The sequence below is a fragment of the Metapseudomonas otitidis genome (assembly GCF_011397855.1).
Taxonomy (GTDB): domain Bacteria; phylum Pseudomonadota; class Gammaproteobacteria; order Pseudomonadales; family Pseudomonadaceae; genus Metapseudomonas; species Metapseudomonas otitidis.
In genome coordinates this window covers 3246877-3265936 of the sequence record NZ_AP022642.1, presented here as the reverse complement: position 1 = coordinate 3265936, position 19060 = coordinate 3246877, and the positions used below count along the sequence as shown (strand labels likewise).

The window sequence follows — 19060 nt, the reverse complement described above, 5'->3', positions numbered from 1 at the left end:
GGACATCCTGCTTTTTTGTAGGGATTTCCCGAGGGGCCGCGTGATGGCGGGCCCTCGGATGCGGCGGGGCAGACGGCCCGGTCAGGCCGTCAGGCCGTGGGTCATGGCGTACTTGATGATGTCGGCGTTGCAGGTGAAGCCCATCTTCTCCATCAGCCGGGTCTTGTGGGTGCTGACGGTCTTGTTGCTGATCACCAGCTGGTCGGCGATCTGGTTGACGCTGAGGCCCTGGGCCAGCAGGCGGAGGATCTGGAACTCGCGGTCGGAAAGCTGGGCGGCCGCGTCGTCCGTGGGGCTGCTGCTGGCGAAGGCGAGCTGCTCGGCGATGCGCGGGTCCAGGTAGCGGCCGCCGCCGGCCACCCGGTGGATGGCAGCCAGCAGGGTTTCCGGGTTGTGGTCCTTGGTCAGGTAGCCGTTGGCCCCGGCACGCAGGGCGCGTTGGGCGATCTGCGCCTCGTTGTGCATGCTCAGCACCAGGATCGGCAGGCGCGGGTAGCGGCCGTGCACGCGGCTGATCAGGTCCTCGCCGCTGAGCCCGGGCATGCTCATGTCCAGCAGCAGCAGGTCGAATTCGCCCGTCCGCAGCTGCTCCAGCACCTGGGCGCCGTTCTCCGCTTCGGCTGCCACCTGCAGGCGGGCGTCGAACTCGATCAACTGCTTGAGGCCGCCGCGCATGATGGCGTGGTCGTCGGCAATGAGGATGCGGGTCATGGGGACTCCGTAGGCTCGTTGACGGGGAAGGTGGCCTGCACCGTGGTGCCCTGGCCCGGGTGGCTGAAGATCACCACCTCGCCGCCCAGGCTGGTGCCGCGCTCGCGCATGCCGGCCAGGCCCAGGGAGCGCTTGCCGACCTTGGTCGGGTCGAAGCCGTGGCCGTTGTCGGTGATGTCCAGCACGTAGCGGTCGTCGAGCCGCTCCAGGCTGATCACCGCGCGGCTGGCGCCGGAATGGCGGGCGATGTTGGTCAGCGCCTCCTGGACGATGCGGAAGGCGGTGGTGGCCTGGCTGTCGTCCAGCGCCGGCGCGCCGCTGTGGGCCACCAGCTCGCAGGCAATCTGCGTGTGGTGGCTGCGGAATTCGTCGATCAGCCATTCCAGTGCGGGGTACAGGCCCATGTTGAGGGCGGCGGGCCGCAGGCTGGTGGCGATGGAGCGGACCACGCCGATGGTGCGGTCGCACAGGGCCATGAGCCGCTCCACGCCCTCGCCGAGCCCCGGTGCCTGCTCGCCGTGCCGCAGGCGCAGCAGGGAGATGCCCATGCGCAGGGCGGTGAGGTGCTGGCCGAGTTCGTCGTGGATTTCCCGGGCGATCAGCTTGCGCTCCTCCTCGCGGGCGCTTTCCCGGCGACTGGACAGTTCGCGCAGTTGGCGGTTGCTGGCCGCCAGGCGCCGTTCGGCCTTGCGGATGCCGCTGATGTCGCGGGCCACGGAGATGACGCTGGTCACCTCGCCCTCGGCGTCGCGCTCCGGTACCAGTTGCATGAGGTAGTGGATCTGCTGGTCGGCCGGGCCGTCGATGCCGTGGATCAGTTCCTCCTCCATGGACTCGCCGGTGGCGGCCACCTCGCGCACCAGGTCGGCCATGATGTCGACCTGCGAGTTGTCGCCGAAGGCTTCCCGTGCCGGGCGGCCGCGGGCTTCCACCAGGGGCAGGCGGCACAGCGCCTCCAGGGCCGGGTTGGCGTAGATGAGGCGGAAGTCGGGGGTCAGCCGGCCGATGGCGTCGGGGGTGTTCTCGATCAGCGCGCGGAACTGTCGCTCGTTGCGCAGCAGGGCGTCGGCGATGCGTCGCTGCTCGGTGAAGTCGTGGATCAGCGCCAGGCTGTAGGGGCGCTGGTTGTAGTGGAAGTGGCTGAACTGGAGGGTGACGTAGCGCGGCGAGTCCTCGCCGGGCACCTGCAGTTCGCAGCTGAGGATGCGCTGGCTCTCCACCGCCTCCTGCAGGCTCTCGTCGTCGGCCAGCAGGTCCGCCAGCTTGCCGGCCAGCGGCGCGAGGACCTGGGACAGGGACTGGCCCAGCAAGCGGTGGCGTGGCTGCCCGGTGAGGCGGCAGGCCGCCTCGTTGAGGTAGCGGATGTGCCGCTCGCCATCCAGCAGCAGCACCCCGTCGGCGGTGTAGTCCAGGGCGTAGCTCAGCAGGTACATCTGCTCGGCACGCTGGCGATGCCCCAGGGGAGGCTGCAGGCGCACCAGGTAATGGGTGGGCTGGCCATGGTCGTCCTCGACCATGCGCAGGCCCAGGTGCAGCCATTGAGGGGGCGCCGCCGAGGTGGCCAAGCGCACCTCGCCGCACTCCAGGTCCTCATGCTGGCGCTGCGCCCGGTCGAAAGCACGGAGGACCGCATGGCGGTCGCGCGGGTGCAGCAGGGCGTCCAGTGAGGTGCCGAGCAGGTCGGCTGCGGGTTGCCCGAGCATCTCCACCAGGGTCCGGTTGATGTGCTGGATGCGGCCGTCCAGCCCCAGCAGGGCCAAGCCTACCGAGGACGATTCGAATGCACGGCGATAGATGCTTTCGTCTGCATGGTTGCCCATGAATCCCCCGATCACGTGCGATGCGACCGAAGGAGTATGGATCAGTGGCGAAGTACTGGCAGGTTTTTGCTCAGGCCAGCCATTCCCGCAGCAGCGACAGCGTCTGCTCCGGCGCCTCCAGGGGCGGCAGATGGCCGCACTCGGGAATGACCTCGAGGCGCGAGCCGGGAATGGCGGCGTGCATCAGGCGCGCTTCGGCGGGCGGGGTGATCAGGTCGTCGGCGCCCACCAGGATGAGCGTGGGGAGTTTCAGGTGTGGCAGCAGGTCGAGGGCGTCCTGGCGGTGGATGATCGCCTGTTGCTGGCGGATGAAGCCTTCCCGCCCTACATCACGGGCCATGGCGCGCACGGTGTCGGCCACCGGCGTGCCCAGGTGGCGGGGGTGGATCAGCCGGCGCAGCAACTGCGGGCTGACACCGACGAAGCGGCCGTGGCGCGCCAGCTCCAGCAGGCCCTTGCGGTTGGCCGCGCGCTCGGGGCTGTCCGGGTTGGCCATGGTGTCCACCAGGGCCAGGCGGGTTACCCGCTCCGGCGCCTGGCGGAGGATCTCGAAGGCCACGTAGCCGCCCATGGAGAGGGCGCCCAGGGCGAAGCGCGGCGGGGCCTCGGCCAGTACCCGGCGGGCCATGGCGGGAATGCTGTCGTCACGGGTCAGGTCGGCGACGTGCACCGGCCGCTCCGCGTGCAGGGCGTCGGCCTGGTGGGCCCACAGGCGCGAGTCGTTGAGCAGGCCCGGCAGCAGGAGCAGGGCATCGGGTGAAGGGGTCATGCGGTACTCGATACGGCGGCCCGGCGGGGCCGGGCATCGATGGGTTCAGGGAGTGGGCGGTTCGACGCCTTGTTCGCGGTAGATGGACACCACGTCGCCGTTGCGGCGCATGGCGTCCAGCTCGCGGCCGAGGCGATCGTAGAGCGCTGCGCGGCCGCTGTCATAAAGCTTCTGCGAGGCGGCGAAGCGGTTTTCGATGCGGATCGGCTCGCGCAACCCTGCGTAGGCGTAGTCGCGGAAGCGGATGTTCTCGAAGGCAGCGTCGATGGCGGCCTTGTCCAGCACGGCGATGGCGTCGATACGGCCGGCGCGGAACATCCGCACCAGGATGTCGTCGTCCACCGCCGGCTGCTTGTGCAGGGCGGTGTCGGCGTCGAAGCGCGGGAAGTACAGGCTGCTGCGCTTGACGCCGATGCGCAGGGGCGCCAGGTCTTCGTAGCGCTCCACCTGCTGGGTGGGGCGGATGGCGAAGAGGATGTCCTTGTCCTGGGTGCCGATGCTCGGCAGGTAGTGCAGGTAGCGGTCGCGCTCGGGATCGGGCAGCACCCGGGGCACCAGGTCGATGCGGCCTTCGCGCAGGTCCGCCAGGCTGCGGGCGAAGGGCGCGTAGCGCCACTCCAGGTGCAGGCCGGCGCGCTCGGCGGCCACTTCCAGCACCTTGACCAGGGGACCGGTAGGGCGCCCGTCGATGCTCCACATCTCGGGTGGTCGGTCGCGCAGGTCCACGCGCAGGGTGTCGGCCCCGGCCAGCGCAAACGCCGGGAACAGCAGGATCAGAAAGGCAGAAAGGAATCGCATGGGAGGTTCTTCTGTTATGGCCCGCGTCCGTCGAGGGGCGTGGATGCCGGAACTGTGGAGCCGAAACCGCAGGGGTGCAACCCGACTCCCGTAGGGGGGAGACCGCCCTCGGCGGCCCGGGGTCACACCGGGGTGCTGCTGGCCAGTTGCTCGCGCATCAGCGCCAGGTAGCGTCGGGCGCCGAGGCCGGTCGGGTTCGCCTTCAGCCAGACGATGTCCACGCCGATGCGCAGGTGGCTGCTCATGTTGTCGAAGCGCAGCGTTTCCAGCGATCCACCGGCCACCAGCGGCGCCACCAGGGGTTCGGGCAGGTAGGCCCAGCCGACGCCGGCCTGCACCAGCTCCAGCGCCGCCAAGTGGCTGTCGCAGAGCCAGACGCGGTGGGCCAGGACGATCTGCGGGTCCGAGGCCGTGGGCGCGCCGCTGGCGACGATGATCTGCCGCCGCGTGGCCATCTCCCGCTCGTCCAGGGGGCCGGGGGCGAAGTCCGGGGCCGCCACGGCCACCAGCACCTGGCTGCCGGCTTCCTGGAAGGCCTCGCGCTCGTCGATGCCCGGCCGTTCGAACACCAGCGCCAGTTGCACTTCGCCGGCATGCAGCAGGCGGATGGCTTCGGCCTGGGGCGCCGAGCGGACTTCCACCTCCAGGGCCGGGAACTCCCGCGCGAGGCTGGCCAGCGGGCGGCTCCAGGGGCCGCTCTGCAGCTCCGGCGCCATGGCCAGGCTGAGCCGTCGCTCCAGCCCCTGGTGCAGTTGCAGGGCATGGGCGTCCAGCAGGTTGAGCTGGCTGGCGGCCTGGCGGGCCTGGGGTTCCAGGGCCAGTGCCGCCGGGGTGGGCAGGGCCTTGCGGGTGGAGCGGTCGAACAGCACCAGGTCCAGCTCCGCCTCCAACTGCGAGACGGCCATGCTCACCGCCGAGGGCACACGCCCGAGCTGGCGCGCGGCGGCGGAGAAGGAGCCGTGGTCGAGCACGGCGAGGAAGGTGCGCAGGGTGTCGCGGCTGAAGGCCATGGTTGTCAGTTCGGCTGATGACGGTCGTCTTTTTCTATCAGCGAAAGGGGCCTAATTTCCAGCGCCATCACAACCAGCAGGAGCATGACCATGACAACCACAGGGTGGCAGGGGCAGGTGGCGCTGATCAGCGGCGCCGGAAGCGAGGCGGGCATCGGCATGGCCATTGCCCGGCGGCTGGGCCAGGCGGGCGCACGCCTGGTGATCACCGCCAGCAGCGAGCGCATCGCCCAGCGGGTGGCCGAGCTGCGCGCCGAGGGGTTCGAGGCGGAAGGCCGCCCGGCGGACCTCACCGACGAGGCCCAGGTGGCGGAGCTGGCGAGCTGGGCCGAAGCCCGCTGGGGCCGCATCGACGTCCTCGTCAACAACGCCGGCATGGCCATGCAGGGCAGCCCGGAGCCCTTCGCCGAGGTCGCGGAGATGGACCTGGCGACCTGGAACCTGTCCCTGGCGCGCAACCTCACCACCGCCTTCCTGCTCACCCGTGCCGTGCTGCCGGGCATGCAGGCACGGGGCTACGGGCGCATCGTGCAGATCAGCTCCACCACCGGCACCCGTGGCAGCAACCCCGGCGAGGCGGCCTATAGCGCGGCCAAGGCCGCCATGGTGGGAATGAACATGGGGCTGGCGCTGGAAGTGGCGCGCCACGGCATCACCGTCAACAGCGTGGCCCCGGGCTGGATCGCCACCGCCTCCAGCACCGACGAGGAGCGCCATGCCGCCGGCTACGTGCCGGTGGGGCGCGCCGGCCGGCCGGAGGAGGTGGCGGCGGCGGTGGCCTTCCTGGCCTCACCCGAAGCCAGCTACATCACCGGCGAACTGCTGGTGGTGGATGGCGGCAACTGCCTGATCGAAAACAAGGCCCCCTGAGGAGCACCGCATGAACAGCATCATCATCACCGGTGCCGCCGGAGGCCTGGGGCGCAGCCTGGTGAAGCGCTTCCACCAGGCGGGCTGGAACGTACTGGCCACCGACATGGACGCCGCCGGCCTGGAGCAGGTGCGCGAGGCGTTCCCCGGGTGCGCCATCGCCGCCGCCGACATCCGTCGCCCGGACAACTGCGAGGCGGTGGTCGCGGCCGCGGTCAGCGCCTTTGGCCGGCTGGACGCGCTGGTCAACGCCGCCGGCATCTGGCGCGAAGGCCCGGTGGAGCACTTCAGCGAGGAGGACTTCGACCTGGTGCTGGGGGTGAACCTCAAGGCCGTGTTCTTCATGTGCAAGGCGGCCATCCCGCACCTGCGCGCCACCCAGGGCAGCATCGTCAACATCTCCAGCGATGCGGGGCGCCAGGGCAACCGCAACGCCGCCGCCTACTGCGCCAGCAAGGGTGGGGTGGCACTGCTGACCAAGACCCTGGCCCTGGACCTGGCGCCGGACGGCGTGCGCTGCAACGCGGTGTCCCCGGGGGACATCGTCACCCCGATGCTGAGCTTCCAGGCCGAGCGCTACGGCAACGGCGACCCCGACGGCTACTACCGCGAGCTGCTGGCCAAGTACCCCCAGGGCGAACGGGCGCGCTTCATCCAGCCGGAGGAAGTGGCCGAGCTGTGCCACTTCCTCTGCCAGCCCCTGGCGCGCTCCATCACCGGGGCGGACCTGGCCATCGACTGCGGGCTGTCGGCCGGTAACTGACCCGGGCACCGCCAAGCCGCCCGGGTCGTCCTGCTAGAGGTCGAGCACCAGGCAGGCGGAGCGGGCCCGCGAACAGCAGGGGGTGAACTGGTCGTTGCGGGCCCGCTCCGCGTCGGTGAGGAAGCTGTCGCGGTGCTCGGGTTCGCCGTCCAGCACCCGGGTCAGGCAGGTGCCGCAGATGCCCTGCTCGCAGGCCAGCGGGATGCACACCCCGGCGTCGTCCAGCACCTGGGCGACGCTGCGTTCGGCCGGCACCTGCAGGGTCAGGCCGCTGCGTGCCAGGCGCACCTCGAAGGCGCGCGCCGCGCCGGTGGGTTGCACGGGGGCGGCGAAGTACTCGCGGTGCAGGCGCGTTTCGTCCCAGCCGGCTGCGCGTGCACAGCCCAGCACGTGCTCCATGAAGCCGCCCGGCCCGCACACGTAGAGGTGGGCGTCGCCGGCGTCCCGCAGCAGCGCGGGGGCGTCGAAGGGCGTGGGGCCGTCGTCGGCGTGCAGGTGGACGTGCGCGGCGAAGGGGCTGGCCTCCAGCCAGTCGATGAAGGCCGCGAGCCTGCGCGAGCGCACGCAGTAATGCAGCTCGAATGCATCGCCCCGGGCCGCCAGCGCCTGGGCCATGGCGAGGATCGGGGTGATGCCGATACCGCCGGCGAACAGCAGGCTGCGGCTGCTTTCGGCCACTAGGGGGAAGAGGTTGCGCGGTGCGCTGGTGGTCAGGCGCTGGCCGACCCGCAGCTGTTCGTGCACGACGCGGGAGCCGCCCCGGGACGCCGGGTCCAGCAGCACGGCGAGGCAGTAGCGGTGCGTCTCGCCGGGGGCGTTGCACAGGCTGTAGGGGCGCACCAGGCCGCCGGGCAGGTGCAGGTCCAGGTGCGCGCCGGCCTCGAAGGCGGGCAGGGGCGAACCGTCAGCGGCCACCAGCTCCAGGCCGAGGATGCCCGGCGCCTCCAGGCGCAGGCCACGGATCATCAGGTCGAGCATCAGGCTTGCCTCCCGATCAGCTGGGCCTCGGCGGCGCGTTCGGCGTTGACCAGGCGCTCGATGATGCGCCGGGACTGCACGCCGCCGGCGTCGATGTTGAGCTTGAGCAGGGGCCGCTCGGGCCAGGCCAGCAGGTTGCGCTGCTGCTGTTCGAGCATCTCCAGGTCCTCGGCGAAGATCGCGCCCTGGCCCTCGCGGATGCGCGCGGTCAGTTCGGCGTCCTCGGGGCGGAAACTGCGCGCCATGCCCCAGAAGTACCAGATGGAGGTGTCCGTCTCGGGGGTGATGAAGTCCACCACGATGCTGCTCGCCTTGCAGTCGGCGGGGGCGTCGTAGCCACCTCGGCCGGCGTGGGCCACGCCGACTTCGATGAGCACATGGCTGGGCGGGGTGAAGCGGCAGATCTGCCAGCGGTCCACCGGCACGTCGTCGGCCAGGCCATTCCCGCGCAGGGCGGCGCGCCAGAAGGGCGGGGCCAAGATGCCTTCCATGAAGCGGCTGGTGATGACGCTGTCGCCTTCCACGCGGGTGGAGACCGGGGCCTCGTCGATCTCCTTCTGGCCGATGCTGGAGGCGTGGACGTAGGTCTCGTGGGTCAGGTCCATGAGGTTGTCGATCATCAGCCGGTAGTCGCAGGCGATGTGGTAGAGCCCGCCACCGTAGGCCCAGGCCGGGTTCTCGGCCCACTCCAGGTGGGGGATCAGGGCTGGGTCGGCGAGGGCGGCGTCACCGGGCCAGACCCAGATGAAGCCGTGGCGCTCCTGGGCCGGGAACGCGCGGATGCAGGGAAACGCCTGCACCCGCTGGGCTGGCATGGAGGCGGTACGGCCGTCGCAGTCCATCACCAGGCCGTGGTAGCCGCACACCAGCTTGCCGTCCTGAATGGATCCAAGGGACAGCGGCGCGCCGCGGTGGGGGCAGAAGTCCTCCAGGGCCGCGACACGTTGGCCGGCCCCCCGGTAGATCACCATCCGTTCGTTGCAGATCATGCGGCCCAAGGGCTTGCCGTCGATTTCATCCGGGGTGCAGGCGACGTACCAGGCATTCTTCGGGAACATGGAGCAGTCCTCGTTGTTGTTGTATTGGATCCAATGCTGGCGCTTCGGGCGGGTGGAATCCATGATTTACGGCTGGTTGGATCCAATAACCGTGCGATCAGCGAACGCTGAGACAAGGAACGCCTGCGTCGGGCCACTGGCAGGGGGCTGGGCGGCTGGCTAGAGTACGGGCCTTCGTGAAATTGGATCCCAAGGGGCGCGCATGAGTGGAGCAGGGCAACGGGTGCTGAACCGCCTGCGGCAGATGATCGTGGACGGCGAGATACCCGCCGGTGAGCGCATCGCCGAGATCCCCACGGCCGAACGCCTGGGGGTGTCGCGCATGCCGGTGCGCATGGCCTTCCGCGCCCTGGAGCAGGAGGGGTTGCTGATTCGCCAGGGCGCACGCGGCTTCGCCGTGCGCCAGGTGACCTTCGACGACCTGGCCGGTGCCGTGGAAGTGCGCGGTGTGCTGGAAGGGTTGGCGGCGCGCCAGGTGGCCGAGCGGGGTGTGTCGGAGGCGGCACGGGCCGTGCTGCTGGCGTGCCTGGCCGACGGCGACCGGCTGTTCGAGAAGGGCCACGTCAGCGAAGACGACCTGGCCGAGTACCACGACATCAACAAGCGCTTCCACCAGGTGATCATCGAGGCCAGCGGCAACCCGGCCATCGCCGATGCCCTGGCGCGCAACGAGCACCTGCCGTTCGCCTCGGTCAGCTCCCTGGCGGTGGACCGCAACGACCTCGCCCGTGAGTTCCGCCGCTTCAACTTCGCCCACCTGCAGCACCACACGGTGGTGGACGCGCTGCTGGCCGGGCAGGGCGCCCGGGCCGAGGCGATCATGCGTGAACACGCCAACGCGACGCTGCGCTATGCCCGCCTGTTCGGTGGCCAGGAGGGCCCGGTGGAGGGCCTGAAGATCCTCTCCTGAGGTGACTCAGTCGCGCGGCGGCAGGGCGCGCATGCCGTCGAAGATCAGCTGGGTGGTGCGGCGGACCTGCTCGCGGTGGGCGGCCAGGTCCGGCTCGTCGGTGCTGGTCAGACGCAGCAACTGCAGGTGGGAGTAGTCGTTGAGCAGGAAGGCGGCCAGCTCCACGTCTAGGTCGGCGCGCAGCCTGCCGCGTTGCTGCAGGGCGCGCAGCACCCCGGCGATTTCCCGTTGCAGGTTGCTGTTCAACTGGCGGTAGGCCTCCGGCAGGCCGTCGCTGCCGCCGATGAGCACCAGCGGCAGCAGCTCGCGCCACAGCGCCGCCGGCAGCATGGTCAGGGCATAGCCGACGATGCGCTGCTCCAGCTGGCAGAGCACGTCCACCGGCTCGCCGTCCAGCGGCAGTTCGTGGCTGTCGAGGATAGCGCGGCGGTCGGCCTCCTTGAGCATCTCCAGGATGATTTCCTGCTTGCTGCCGAAGTACTTGAACACCGTGGGCACCGAGACGCCGGCCTGGCGTGCGATCTGCTCGACGGTGGTGTTGCCGTACCCCTGGCTCTTGAACAGGGCGACGGCGCTCTCGGCGATGGCCTGGCGGCGCAGTTCCTTCTGACGTTCTCGTAGTCCGCTCACTGAATTCCTCGGCTCGGGTGCATGTGGCGGCGATGATAGACGGAGTGCGTTGATCGGCACAAAAACTTTATTGACTTAAATAAATAATCGGATTAATCATTTCCGGGCATCTGCTCCACACGCAGAGTCACCTGTCCAGGAATGCCGAGATGAGTCACCCCAACGCCCACCCCCTTGTCCCGCTGTATGAGCACGCCCGTCGCCTTGTCCAGGCCGGAGAGCCCGAAACGCCGCTGATGCAGGGCTTCCCCGCCGCACCCGAACAGCGGGTGACCTGGGGCAACTGGATGAGCCCGCCTTACAACCGCTGGGGCTTCCGCTCCCTGGCGCGGCTGCGCCCGAGCATCGACGTGGAGGCGGGCCCGGGCCCGGCCAGCGTGTTCCCGGCGGCCACGCGCAGCCTGGAAGGCCTGCACTTCGAAAGCGTCAGCGGCGCGTCGGTATCGGTGCAGGAGCACCTGCTGGCCAGCCACACCGACGCCTTCCTGGTGCTCAAGGCCGGTGAAGTGGTGTGCGAGCGCTATTTCGGCGGCCAGCGTCCGCAGGACCGCCACATCATGTTCTCGGTCACCAAGTCGCTGATCGGCACGCTCGGCGAGCAACTGGTCAGCGATGGCGTGCTGGATCCGGCCTTGCCGGCCGCCCACTACGTGCCGGAACTCGCCGGCAGTGCCTTCGGCGATGCCAGCGTGCGCCAGCTGTTCGACATGGCCGTGGGCATCGACTACAGCGAGGTCTACGACGACCCCGACTCGGAAAGCTCCCAGTACGGCTACGCCTGCGGCTTCCAGCCGGCGCCCGTGGCCTACGCGCGCTACGCCTCGCTCTACGAGTACCTGCCGTCGCTGCAGAAGAAGGGCGAGCACGGCGGCTTCTTCCACTACGTCACCGCCACCACCGAGGCCCTCGCCTGGGTGATGGAGCGCGCCAGCGGCGAGAGTTGCCCGGCGATGCTGCAACGGGTCTGGCAGGAGCTGGGCTGCGAGCGTGACGGCTACTTCATGGCCGACCCCTGGGGTCGGGGCGTGGCCGGTGCCGGCTTCAGCGCCACCCTGCGTGACATGGGACGCTTCGGCCTGCTGCTGGCCAATGGTGGACGTCACCAGGGCCGCCAGCTGCTGGGCGCGGACACCATCGAGCGCATCGCCGCCGGCGCCGATCCGGCGATCTACGCGGCCAACGCCGACTTCTCCGAGTGGACCCCCGGTGCCTCGTACCGCAGCCAGTGGTACGTGTTCAACGACCACAGCCTGGCGCTCATGGCCGGCGGCATCCATGGCCAGTACCTGTTCATCGACTGGCCGTCGCGGGTGGTGATCGTCAAGCAGTCCTCGTTGCCCGAGGCCGTCACCGACCTCGACGCCGACAGCGTCCGCATGCTGAGGGCCATCGCCGCACACCTGAAGGCCTGACCTGATTCCAACACGGAACACCGATTCCGGATTCGCCCGCCCCGGCGGGCGTTCGGCGGCCCAGCCGCCCACTTCCACTGCCCTGTAACACAAGAACAAATGCACAGGAGCTCACCATGTACCGCACCCTGCGTTTCCAGCGGGCGCTGACCGCGCTCGCCCTCCCGCTGGCCAGCCAGGCCGCACTGGCCGGCTACACCTTCGAAGAGGGCGACCTCTCCGGCGAGGCGACCCTCACGGCAGGCGCCTCCACCGTCATGACCCGCAACGTCAACTTCGGCGCCGGCCGCGTCGACCAGCGCAACGGCCGCAACGGCGGCACCCGCGTAGACTGGCAGGAGATGTACCTGAAGCCGGGCGTGACCCTGAAGTACGGGGTCACACCGGACTTCGACCTGATCGCCGGTGGCTCAGTGGTCGCCTCCAAGACCCTGGGCGACGGCGATGCCGGCGGCTTCACCCGCAGCTCCGACGGCCAGGTCTCCACCGAGGAGCTGTACGCAGGGTTCCGTGCCGGCGAGTGGACCTTCACCGCCGGCCGGCAGAACTACAAGGTGGGCACCGGCTTCATCGTCATGGACGGCAACCTCGACGCCCTGGATGACGGCGCCTACTGGCTCGGCCCGCGCACCGCCTTCCGTGACTCCGGGCTCCTCGCCTGGGACCACAGCGCCCTGAAGGTCCAGGCCTTCAGCCTGCGCACCGACACCCAACTGGGCGACTACCGCCTCAACGGCGCCAACCTCGACTACGACCTCGACGGCCGCGTCACCCTGGGCGCCATGGCGATGAACGTGGATTCGCTGACCCGCCACTACAGCACGCCGATCCGCCGCGACGGCATGCACGTCTACAACCTGCGTGCACTGAACGGCAAGCTGCCAGGCCTGGATGCGCTGACCCTGAACGGTGAATATGCCGTGCAGCGCGGCAGCGGCGACGGTGTCGACTACGACGCCAAGGCCTGGTACGCCCAGGCCGACTACGCCTTCGAGACGCTGCCGCTGACCCCGGTGCTGGGCTATCGCTACGCGGTGTTCTCCGGCGATGACGACGTCACCGACACCACCCAGAAATCCTGGGACCCGCTGGCCAAGGGATTCGTCGACTGGAGCACCTGGCTGGTGGGCGACGTGATGGGCAACTACGTGCTCTTCAACAGCAACGAGCGGGTGCAGCAGTTCTCGGTGAAGACCCGGCTGAGCCAGACCCTGGCCCTGGGGGCCATCCACTACCAGTTCTGGCTGGACGAGAAGAACTACCAGGGCGTGGCCGTCGATGACCGCCGCTTTGCCGACGAGAGCGTGGTGTACCTCGACTGGACGCCCACCGAGCGGCTGTACACCTCGCTGTCGTACAACTGGGTGGACCCGAAGGCGGCCGCCAAGCAGGTGTTCGGCAACGACGACCGCTTCAGCGCCCTCGAACTCTATTTCACCTACCGTTACTGATCGCGCCAGGAGACCTCGCCATGAAACCCTTCCGCATCGCGGCCGCCCTGGCCCTGGCGCTTGCCACCCTGGCCGGCGCCCACGCCGACGAGCGCACCGTGCGCATCTACAACTGGATCGAGTACCTGCCGCCCGACGTGCTCAAGGACTTCCAGAAGGAGACCGGCATCCGCCCGGTGTACGACGTGTTCGACAGCGTCGAGACCCTGGAGTCCAAGCTGCTCACCGGCAACTCCGGCTATGACGTGGTGTTCCCCAGCAGCGCCAACATCGGCAAGCTCATCACCGCCGGCGCCTTCGAACCGCTGGACCGCGCCAAGCTGCCCAACTGGCAGCACCTGGACCCCACCTTCATGACCAGCCTCGAAGCGGTGGGCGATGCCGGCAACCGCTTCACCGTGCCCTACCTCTGGGGCACCACCCTGATCGGCTACAACGTCGACAAGGTGCAGGCGGCCCTGGGGCCGAACGTGGCGATGAACACCTGGGACATCATCTTCAAGCCCGAGAACCTCTCGAAGCTCGCCAGCTGCGGAGTCGGCTTCCTCGATGCCGGCAACGAAATCCTGCCCATCGCCTTGCACTACCAAGGGCTGCCGCCCAACAGCGAGGACCGCGGCGACTACAAGAAGGCCGCCGAGGCGCTGCAGGCGATCCGCCCCTACGTCACCTACTTCAACTCCTCGCGCTACGGCATGGACCTGGCCAACGACGAGATCTGCGTCGCCGTCGGCTGGTCCGGTGGGGTGGCACTGGCGCGCAAGCTGGCCAACGCCGCCGGCAAGGGCGTGAAGGTGACCATGGCGATGCCGAAGGAGGGCGCGCCGATGTGGTCCGACGTGATGGCCGTGGCGGCCAAGGCCCCGCACCCTGACGAGGCCCACGCCTTCATCAATTACATCCTGCGGCCCGAGGTGATCGCCCGCATCAGCGACGCCATCGGCTACCCCAACCCCAACAAGGACGCCACCGCCCTGGTGTCGCCGGAGATCCGCAACGACCCGAACATGTACGTCTCCGACGAGGTGCGCCGGACGCTGTTCCCGCTGGAACCGGTGTCCTCCGCCACCGAGCGGGTGCGTACCCGCACCTGGACGACCGTGAAGACCTCCCACTGACCCCGCCGGCCCGGGGCGACCCGGGCCCCTTGCGAGGAGCGACCCATGCAAGACGACATGAGCGTGCCGGTACCGGCGCTGGAGTGGGTGATGACCCTGGACGTGGCCATCGGCGAACCCCAGACCCTGGGGGAGGCCATCGACGGGCGTCGTGCCAACTACCCGATCCTCGGTGGGCATTTCGTCGGCCCGGGCCTGCAGGGCGACGTGCTGCCCGGTGGCGCCGACTTCTACTGCCTGCGTCCGGATGGGGTCGGCGACCTGGACGCCACCTACAGCCTGCGTACCGACCGCGGCGAGCTGATCAACGTGCACAACCGGGGCTTCCTGGTGCTCAGCGAGGAGGGCCGCCGCCGTGAAGACGAGGGCACCTGGCCGTTGCCGGAACACCTCTACCGCTGCACCTGCAGCCCGCGCTTCCAGGTGGCACGGGGCGCGCTCGGCTGGCTCACCGAGGCCGCCTTCATCGGGCGGGTGACCTACCCCGGCGAGGACCGGGTCGTCATCCGCGTCTACCGGCTGGACTGACCCGCCCGGGCCTCGCGCCCGTCTTTCAGGATTCGACACCATGATCACGCATCACTCGCGAGCCGCCCGCGCGGCCTGCATCTTCGTGGCCGCCATCGCCATCCTGGTGGTGGGCATCCAGCCGGTCTTCATCGGCCTGATGGCCGAACGCCTCGGCCTCTCGCTGCCCCAGCAGGGCACCCTGATCGCCGTGGAAATGTGCGGCTCGGTGATCGGCACGCTGCTGGTTCCGCTGTTCGCCGCGCGCCTGGGCAATCGCCTGGCTTGCCAGTCCATGGCGGCCGCCCTGGTGCTGTTCAACGCCGCTGCCTGCCTGGCCGACGCCCTGGGGCCGCTGCTGGCGCTGCGGTTGCTGGCCGGAATGGCTTCCGGTGCGCTCTATGCCCAGGCGGTGTTCGCCCTGGGGCGGATGCCGGGGCCGGACCGCTCCTTCGGCCTGCTGCTGTTGACGCAGACACTGGTCTTCGCGCTGATGGCGGCCGTCGTTCCGCAGCTGGCCGAGCACCTCGGAGGCGGGGTTGCCCTGGGGGTGATCACCGGCTGGTTCGCGCTGGCGTGGTGGGCGTGTGGCGTGCTGCCGCGCCAGCTGGAGGTTGGCGAGGCGGTGCTGAGCGGCCCTGCTGCCTGCGGCTCGGCAGCCGTCGGCATCGCCGCGTTGCTGGGCATGCTCTGCCTGCAGTTTTCCATCTACGCGGTGTGGGGTTTCGTCGACGGGCTGGCCGGTGAACAGGGGCTGGATGCCGCCCAGGTGGGCTGGGCCGTCAGCCTCGGGCTGCTGGGCGGGCTGCCCGGTGCCGGCCTGCCGAGCCTGCTCGGTCGGCGGGTCGGGCGCTTGCCGATGATCCTCGTCGGCAGCCTCTGCGTCGCGCTGTCCGTGGTGCTGCTGGCCCGTGGCGTCGCACACGCCGCCGGGCTGGCGGGCGTGGTGTTCCTGATGAACTTCGGCTGGGTCCTGGCGCTGACCTACTACATGGCGGCCGTGGTCACCCATGACCCGGACGGTCGCCTGGCGCGCCTGGTCAGCGTGGTGCAGGTGAGTTCGGCTGCCAGCGCACCCACCTTGCTGAGCCTGGCGATGGGCAGCGACGGCCAGGGGCTGATCTTCACCTTCTCCCTGGTGGCGGTGCTGTTCGGCGGTGTGCTGCAACTGCTCGCACGCATGGCCCAGCGCCGACCCGCCGGGCGCTTTCTTGCGGATTGATCGGCATGCCGTGCGCCTTGCTGCCAATGCCGCCCCTGGCCGACAGGGGGGCGGCCGTGCCGAGAGCGGGGCAGGGCGCAGGACCGTCGCGGACCGTTGCCGCGACGGTCGGTTGCCGGCGGCTACCAGATCGGCAGCGTGTAGGTCACCAGGAAGCGGGTCTGGTTCTCGTCGCGGAAGGCGGCGCCGGTGGGGAAGTCGTTGCGGTAGAAGGACTGCCGCACACGGAAGCCGACGTTGCGCAGCGGCCCCTCCTGGATCACGTAGCCGGCCTCCCACTGCAGCTCGCGCTCCTTGCGGTCATCGGCGCGCAGGGCCGCCAGCTCGATGTGGTCCCCGCGCACGTAGCGCAACCGCGCGGTCAGGCCCGGCACGCCGGACGCCGCGAAATCGTAGTCCCAGATCGCCTGCCACATGCGCTCCCGGGCGTTGAGGTAGTCCGAGCTCATGGTCATCTCGCTGATGCCCATCAGCTCGGTGCCGGAGAGGTAGGGCGTGGCGGTGTCGCCGGACTGGTGCGCATAGCCCAGGGTCCAGCGGTGCCCGCCCAGGCCGTAGGCGAACTGCAGGGAGAGGTGGCGGTTGTCCACCTTGCCGGCTTCGGCGCGGCCGTTGTCGTCGCTGAAGAAGGCGCGCACGTCGGTACTCAGGTTTCCGGGGCCCACGGGCAGCTTGTGCAGCAGGCCGAGGTAGGCCTGGTCGTAGAGGTCGGGGGCTTCCAGGTAATGAGCCTTGAGCGTGAGCGCCGGGCTGACGGCGTAGTCGGCCCCCAGCAGGTTCACGTGGGACGTGGTGGCGCGCCCGTTGAAGCGCCCGTTGGGCGAGGCGATGGACATGGCCTCGTAGTCGGTGGAGTTGCGCTTGGCGATGCGGTCCAGGTAGCCGGCATGCAGGGTCAGGCCCTCCACCTGGCCGGAGGTCAGGTACGCCCCGCGAAAGGTCTGCGGCAGCAGGCGCGAGGGGCTGGAAAGCGCCGAGGGCAGGGCCAGGTTGAGGTCACCGGCCTGCAGCAGGCTCTTGTCGACCTTCACCTTGCCGGTCAGCCCCAGGCGTGCGTACTCGTCGGCGGCGCGGCTGCTGCTGGGGGACACCGGCAGCAGCTCGGTGCCGCTGCGCGAGGGCGAGGAGTCGAGCTTGACCCCCAGCAGCCCGGTGGCATCCAGGCCGAAGCCCACCGGGCCGGGGGTGAAGCCGGACTGGAACTTGAGGATGAAGCCCTGGGCCCACTCGCGGGCTTCGGACTTGGCGCCATCGTCCTGGTAGTCACGGTCCAGGTAGTAGTTGCGCAGGGTCAGGCTGGCGTGGCTGTCGTCGACGAAGCCGTCCGCCAGGGCGGTTCCGGTGGCCAGGCTGAGCAGCAGCGGCGAAAGGTGGCAAAGCGGGTGCGGGCGCTGGGCGCGACCAGGGCGTGCAGGCATGTGCGGAGTCCTTTTGTTGTTCTTGTGGGCATGCGACGGCGCAGGGCCGATCGCGACCGCAGGATGGAAGTGCCGATCCGGCTTATCAATTGGGAGTGGCCGTTAATCGAACATTAAAAACATTAACTTGTTTGCCTGATTCGTGGTGGCAGGACGCCAAGTCCTTGTCACGAAAGGAAGATCCGTTGCCAGTGGCAGGCGGAGGCTGGGGGCTGTTTTTTTAGTTTTGTTTGTTAATCTTCTGAAGCCGGACGACGGCCTGTCGTCCCTTCACAAGAACAATAAAAGCGAGGCCTTCCATGCACGCCACTACCGGCCGCTCGCGGCTGACCATCCTGCTGTGCTTCATCGTCGCCCTGATCGAAGGGCTTGACCTGCAATCCGCCGGCATCGCCGCTGCCGGCATCCGCGCCGCCTTCAACCTGGACCCGAAGATGATGGGCTGGATGTTCAGCGCCAGCATCATCGGCCTGCTGCCCGGGGCCTTCCTCGGCGGCTGCATCGCCGACCGCATCGGCCGCAAGAAGGTGCTGGTGGCGGCGGTGGTGCTGTTCGGCGTCTTCTCCCTGTGGACCGCCTACGCCGGCAGCCTGACCGGGCTCCTGGCGGCGCGCTTCCTGACCGGGCTGGGCCTGGGCGCGGCGCTGCCGAACCTGATCGCGCTGTGCGCCGAAGCCGTGGAGGAGCGCCAGCGCAGCACCGCCATCAGCATCATGTACTGCGGCGTACCCCTGGGCGGGGCGGTTGCGGCCCTGGTGGGCATGCTGGCCGGCGAAGCCTGGCAGTGGGTGTTCATCGTCGGGGGCGTCGCGCCCCTGGTCATCGCCCCGCTGATGCTGCTGATGCTGCCCGAGTCCGCGGCCTTCCATCACCAGCGCGACCAGGGCGGCGCGGTGCGGCCGTCCACCGTCGAGGCGCTCTGCGGCGACGGTCGCACGCGCATCACCCTGTCCCTCTGGGTCAGCTACTTCTTCACCCTCACGGTGATGTACATGCTGCTCAACTGGCTGCCTTCGCTGCTGCTGGAGCTCGGCTTCAGCAAGCCCCAGGCGGGCATGGTGCAGATGGTCTTCAACGTCGGCGGGGCCCTGGGCTCGCTGATGGGCGGCGTGCTGCTGGACCGCTTCCGCCGCACGCCGGTGGTGCTGTCCATCTACACCGGTCTGTTGCTGGCCCTGGCCGGCATCGGCTTCTCCGGCAGCGTCGCGAGCATGGCGGCGGCAGGCTTCGCCGCAGGTGTCTTCGTGATGGCTGCGCAGCTGGTGCTTTACGCCCTTGCGCCGGCCTACTACCCGACCCAGGTCCGGGCCACCGGGGTCGGGGCGGCGGTGGCCGTCGGCCGGCTGGGCTCGGTCAGCGGGCCCCTGGCCGCCGGGCAGATCCTCGCCGCCGGCGCCGGCACGGCCGGCGTACTGATGGCCGCAGCGCCCGGCCTGCTGGTGGCGGCGCTGGTGGTGGTGGCCCTTGGCAGCCGTGCCGGAAGGCCGCTGGCTTCGGCCTGAGTTCGTGTGCTCAGGGCTGGTTTGGTTACACAGGCTAATCAGTAGCCGGGTGCCGGCCGGCTCCGGTTCGCTGATCGCACAGTGCGAATTAATTGTTAATTGACATAACTAAA

Annotated in this window: 18 protein-coding genes; 9 read left to right on the top strand and 9 right to left on the bottom strand. The window is 69.4% G+C overall.

Annotated features, from left to right (window positions below; all coding sequences use genetic code 11):
- Positions 1–81 precede the first annotated feature (81 nt).
- The 5 genes from PotMrB4_RS14945 to PotMrB4_RS14925 form a co-directional block, all read right to left on the bottom strand.
- Positions 82–711: a response regulator gene (locus PotMrB4_RS14945; protein ID WP_172433767.1), complete on the bottom strand. Its 630-nt coding sequence runs from the start codon at positions 709–711 to the stop codon at positions 82–84.
- The gene (locus PotMrB4_RS14940) at positions 708–2531 is read right to left on the bottom strand and encodes a PAS domain-containing protein (protein ID WP_172433766.1); all 1824 of its coding nucleotides are present in this window, start codon (positions 2529–2531) and stop codon (positions 708–710) included. The genes PotMrB4_RS14945 and PotMrB4_RS14940 overlap by 4 nt, the downstream gene beginning before the upstream one ends.
- A gap of 70 nt (positions 2532–2601) precedes the next feature.
- Entirely contained in the window at positions 2602–3300 is a 699-nt protein-coding gene (locus PotMrB4_RS14935) for an alpha/beta fold hydrolase (protein ID WP_172433765.1), read from the bottom strand.
- Between the two features lie 45 nt (positions 3301–3345).
- The gene (locus PotMrB4_RS14930) at positions 3346–4098 is read right to left on the bottom strand and encodes a substrate-binding periplasmic protein (RefSeq protein WP_172433764.1); all 753 of its coding nucleotides are present in this window, start codon (positions 4096–4098) and stop codon (positions 3346–3348) included.
- A 122-nt stretch (positions 4099–4220) separates the two neighbouring features.
- Positions 4221–5108 (bottom strand): LysR family transcriptional regulator, encoded by an 888-nt coding sequence (locus PotMrB4_RS14925; protein WP_172433763.1) that lies wholly within the window; start codon positions 5106–5108, stop codon positions 4221–4223.
- Positions 5109–5198: 90 nt separating this feature from the next.
- Here PotMrB4_RS14925 and PotMrB4_RS14920 point away from each other — a divergent pair, with 90 nt between their 5' ends.
- Together PotMrB4_RS14920 and PotMrB4_RS14915 are read left to right on the top strand one after the other, a co-directional pair.
- Positions 5199–5978 carry an SDR family NAD(P)-dependent oxidoreductase gene (locus PotMrB4_RS14920; RefSeq protein WP_172433762.1) on the top strand — a complete coding sequence of 260 codons (780 nt, stop codon included), beginning with the start codon at positions 5199–5201 and terminating at the stop codon, positions 5976–5978.
- Between the two features lie 10 nt (positions 5979–5988).
- Positions 5989–6741 (top strand): SDR family NAD(P)-dependent oxidoreductase, encoded by a 753-nt coding sequence (locus PotMrB4_RS14915; RefSeq protein WP_172433761.1) that lies wholly within the window; start codon positions 5989–5991, stop codon positions 6739–6741.
- A gap of 33 nt (positions 6742–6774) precedes the next feature.
- Here the strand turns inward: PotMrB4_RS14915 and PotMrB4_RS14910 are convergent, their stop codons facing one another.
- Together PotMrB4_RS14910 and PotMrB4_RS14905 are read right to left on the bottom strand one after the other, a co-directional pair.
- Positions 6775–7719 (bottom strand): PDR/VanB family oxidoreductase, encoded by a 945-nt coding sequence (locus PotMrB4_RS14910; protein WP_172433760.1) that lies wholly within the window; start codon positions 7717–7719, stop codon positions 6775–6777.
- A complete protein-coding gene (locus PotMrB4_RS14905; RefSeq protein ID WP_142008937.1) occupies positions 7719–8777 on the bottom strand; it encodes an aromatic ring-hydroxylating dioxygenase subunit alpha in 1059 nt (352 codons plus the stop codon). Before PotMrB4_RS14905 ends, PotMrB4_RS14910 begins: the two co-directional genes overlap by 1 nt.
- 202 nt (positions 8778–8979) lie before the next feature.
- Here PotMrB4_RS14905 and PotMrB4_RS14900 point away from each other — a divergent pair, with 202 nt between their 5' ends.
- Positions 8980–9687, top strand: coding sequence for a GntR family transcriptional regulator (locus PotMrB4_RS14900; protein WP_172433759.1), 708 nt, complete (start codon positions 8980–8982; stop codon positions 9685–9687).
- A gap of 6 nt (positions 9688–9693) precedes the next feature.
- Here PotMrB4_RS14900 and PotMrB4_RS14895 read toward each other — a convergent pair whose 3' ends face one another.
- Positions 9694–10317: a TetR/AcrR family transcriptional regulator gene (locus PotMrB4_RS14895; protein WP_074971774.1), complete on the bottom strand. Its 624-nt coding sequence runs from the start codon at positions 10315–10317 to the stop codon at positions 9694–9696.
- 236 nt (positions 10318–10553) lie between these two features.
- On the opposite strand from PotMrB4_RS14895, the gene PotMrB4_RS14890 reads away from it, so the two are divergent.
- From PotMrB4_RS14890 to PotMrB4_RS14870, 5 genes are all read left to right on the top strand, one after another.
- Positions 10554–11729 carry a serine hydrolase domain-containing protein gene (locus PotMrB4_RS14890; RefSeq protein WP_232060853.1) on the top strand — a complete coding sequence of 392 codons (1176 nt, stop codon included), beginning with the start codon at positions 10554–10556 and terminating at the stop codon, positions 11727–11729.
- A gap of 116 nt (positions 11730–11845) precedes the next feature.
- Positions 11846–13180 carry an alginate export family protein gene (locus PotMrB4_RS14885; protein ID WP_172433758.1) on the top strand — a complete coding sequence of 445 codons (1335 nt, stop codon included), beginning with the start codon at positions 11846–11848 and terminating at the stop codon, positions 13178–13180.
- A gap of 20 nt (positions 13181–13200) precedes the next feature.
- The gene (locus tag PotMrB4_RS14880) at positions 13201–14298 is read left to right on the top strand and encodes a polyamine ABC transporter substrate-binding protein (RefSeq protein WP_044404575.1); all 1098 of its coding nucleotides are present in this window, start codon (positions 13201–13203) and stop codon (positions 14296–14298) included.
- A 45-nt stretch (positions 14299–14343) separates the two neighbouring features.
- Positions 14344–14826, top strand: coding sequence for a DUF3237 domain-containing protein (locus PotMrB4_RS14875; protein WP_172433757.1), 483 nt, complete (start codon positions 14344–14346; stop codon positions 14824–14826).
- A gap of 40 nt (positions 14827–14866) precedes the next feature.
- Positions 14867–16027: an MFS transporter gene (locus tag PotMrB4_RS14870; protein ID WP_172433756.1), complete on the top strand. Its 1161-nt coding sequence runs from the start codon at positions 14867–14869 to the stop codon at positions 16025–16027.
- 122 nt (positions 16028–16149) lie between these two features.
- Here PotMrB4_RS14870 and PotMrB4_RS14865 read toward each other — a convergent pair whose 3' ends face one another.
- Positions 16150–17445, bottom strand: coding sequence for an OprD family porin (locus tag PotMrB4_RS14865; protein ID WP_172433755.1), 1296 nt, complete (start codon positions 17443–17445; stop codon positions 16150–16152).
- Positions 17446–17744: 299 nt separating this feature from the next.
- Between PotMrB4_RS14865 and mhpT the strand changes: the two genes are divergently transcribed.
- Positions 17745–18947, top strand: a complete 1203-nt coding sequence (mhpT, locus tag PotMrB4_RS14860; RefSeq protein ID WP_172433754.1) for a 3-(3-hydroxy-phenyl)propionate transporter MhpT — start codon at positions 17745–17747, stop codon at positions 18945–18947.
- Positions 18948–19060 lie beyond the last annotated feature (113 nt).

Coding starts and splice junctions, on each gene's coding strand:
- mhpT (WP_172433754.1), top strand. CDS start 17,745: ATGCACGCCACTACCGGCCGCTCGCGGCTGACCATCCTGCTGTGCTTC.
- PotMrB4_RS14915 (WP_172433761.1), top strand. CDS start 5,989: ATGAACAGCATCATCATCACCGGTGCCGCCGGAGGCCTGGGGCGCAGC.
- PotMrB4_RS14935 (WP_172433765.1), bottom strand. CDS start 3,300: ATGACCCCTTCACCCGATGCCCTGCTCCTGCTGCCGGGCCTGCTCAAC.
- PotMrB4_RS14905 (WP_142008937.1), bottom strand. CDS start 8,777: ATGTTCCCGAAGAATGCCTGGTACGTCGCCTGCACCCCGGATGAAATC.
- PotMrB4_RS14925 (WP_172433763.1), bottom strand. CDS start 5,108: ATGGCCTTCAGCCGCGACACCCTGCGCACCTTCCTCGCCGTGCTCGAC.
- PotMrB4_RS14865 (WP_172433755.1), bottom strand. CDS start 17,445: ATGCCTGCACGCCCTGGTCGCGCCCAGCGCCCGCACCCGCTTTGCCAC.
- PotMrB4_RS14875 (WP_172433757.1), top strand. CDS start 14,344: ATGCAAGACGACATGAGCGTGCCGGTACCGGCGCTGGAGTGGGTGATG.
- PotMrB4_RS14885 (WP_172433758.1), top strand. CDS start 11,846: ATGTACCGCACCCTGCGTTTCCAGCGGGCGCTGACCGCGCTCGCCCTC.
- PotMrB4_RS14890 (WP_232060853.1), top strand. CDS start 10,554: ATGCAGGGCTTCCCCGCCGCACCCGAACAGCGGGTGACCTGGGGCAAC.
- PotMrB4_RS14930 (WP_172433764.1), bottom strand. CDS start 4,098: ATGCGATTCCTTTCTGCCTTTCTGATCCTGCTGTTCCCGGCGTTTGCG.
- PotMrB4_RS14940 (WP_172433766.1), bottom strand. CDS start 2,531: ATGGGCAACCATGCAGACGAAAGCATCTATCGCCGTGCATTCGAATCG.
- PotMrB4_RS14920 (WP_172433762.1), top strand. CDS start 5,199: ATGACAACCACAGGGTGGCAGGGGCAGGTGGCGCTGATCAGCGGCGCC.
- PotMrB4_RS14880 (WP_044404575.1), top strand. CDS start 13,201: ATGAAACCCTTCCGCATCGCGGCCGCCCTGGCCCTGGCGCTTGCCACC.
- PotMrB4_RS14945 (WP_172433767.1), bottom strand. CDS start 711: ATGACCCGCATCCTCATTGCCGACGACCACGCCATCATGCGCGGCGGC.
- PotMrB4_RS14870 (WP_172433756.1), top strand. CDS start 14,867: ATGATCACGCATCACTCGCGAGCCGCCCGCGCGGCCTGCATCTTCGTG.
- PotMrB4_RS14900 (WP_172433759.1), top strand. CDS start 8,980: ATGAGTGGAGCAGGGCAACGGGTGCTGAACCGCCTGCGGCAGATGATC.
- PotMrB4_RS14910 (WP_172433760.1), bottom strand. CDS start 7,719: ATGCTCGACCTGATGATCCGTGGCCTGCGCCTGGAGGCGCCGGGCATC.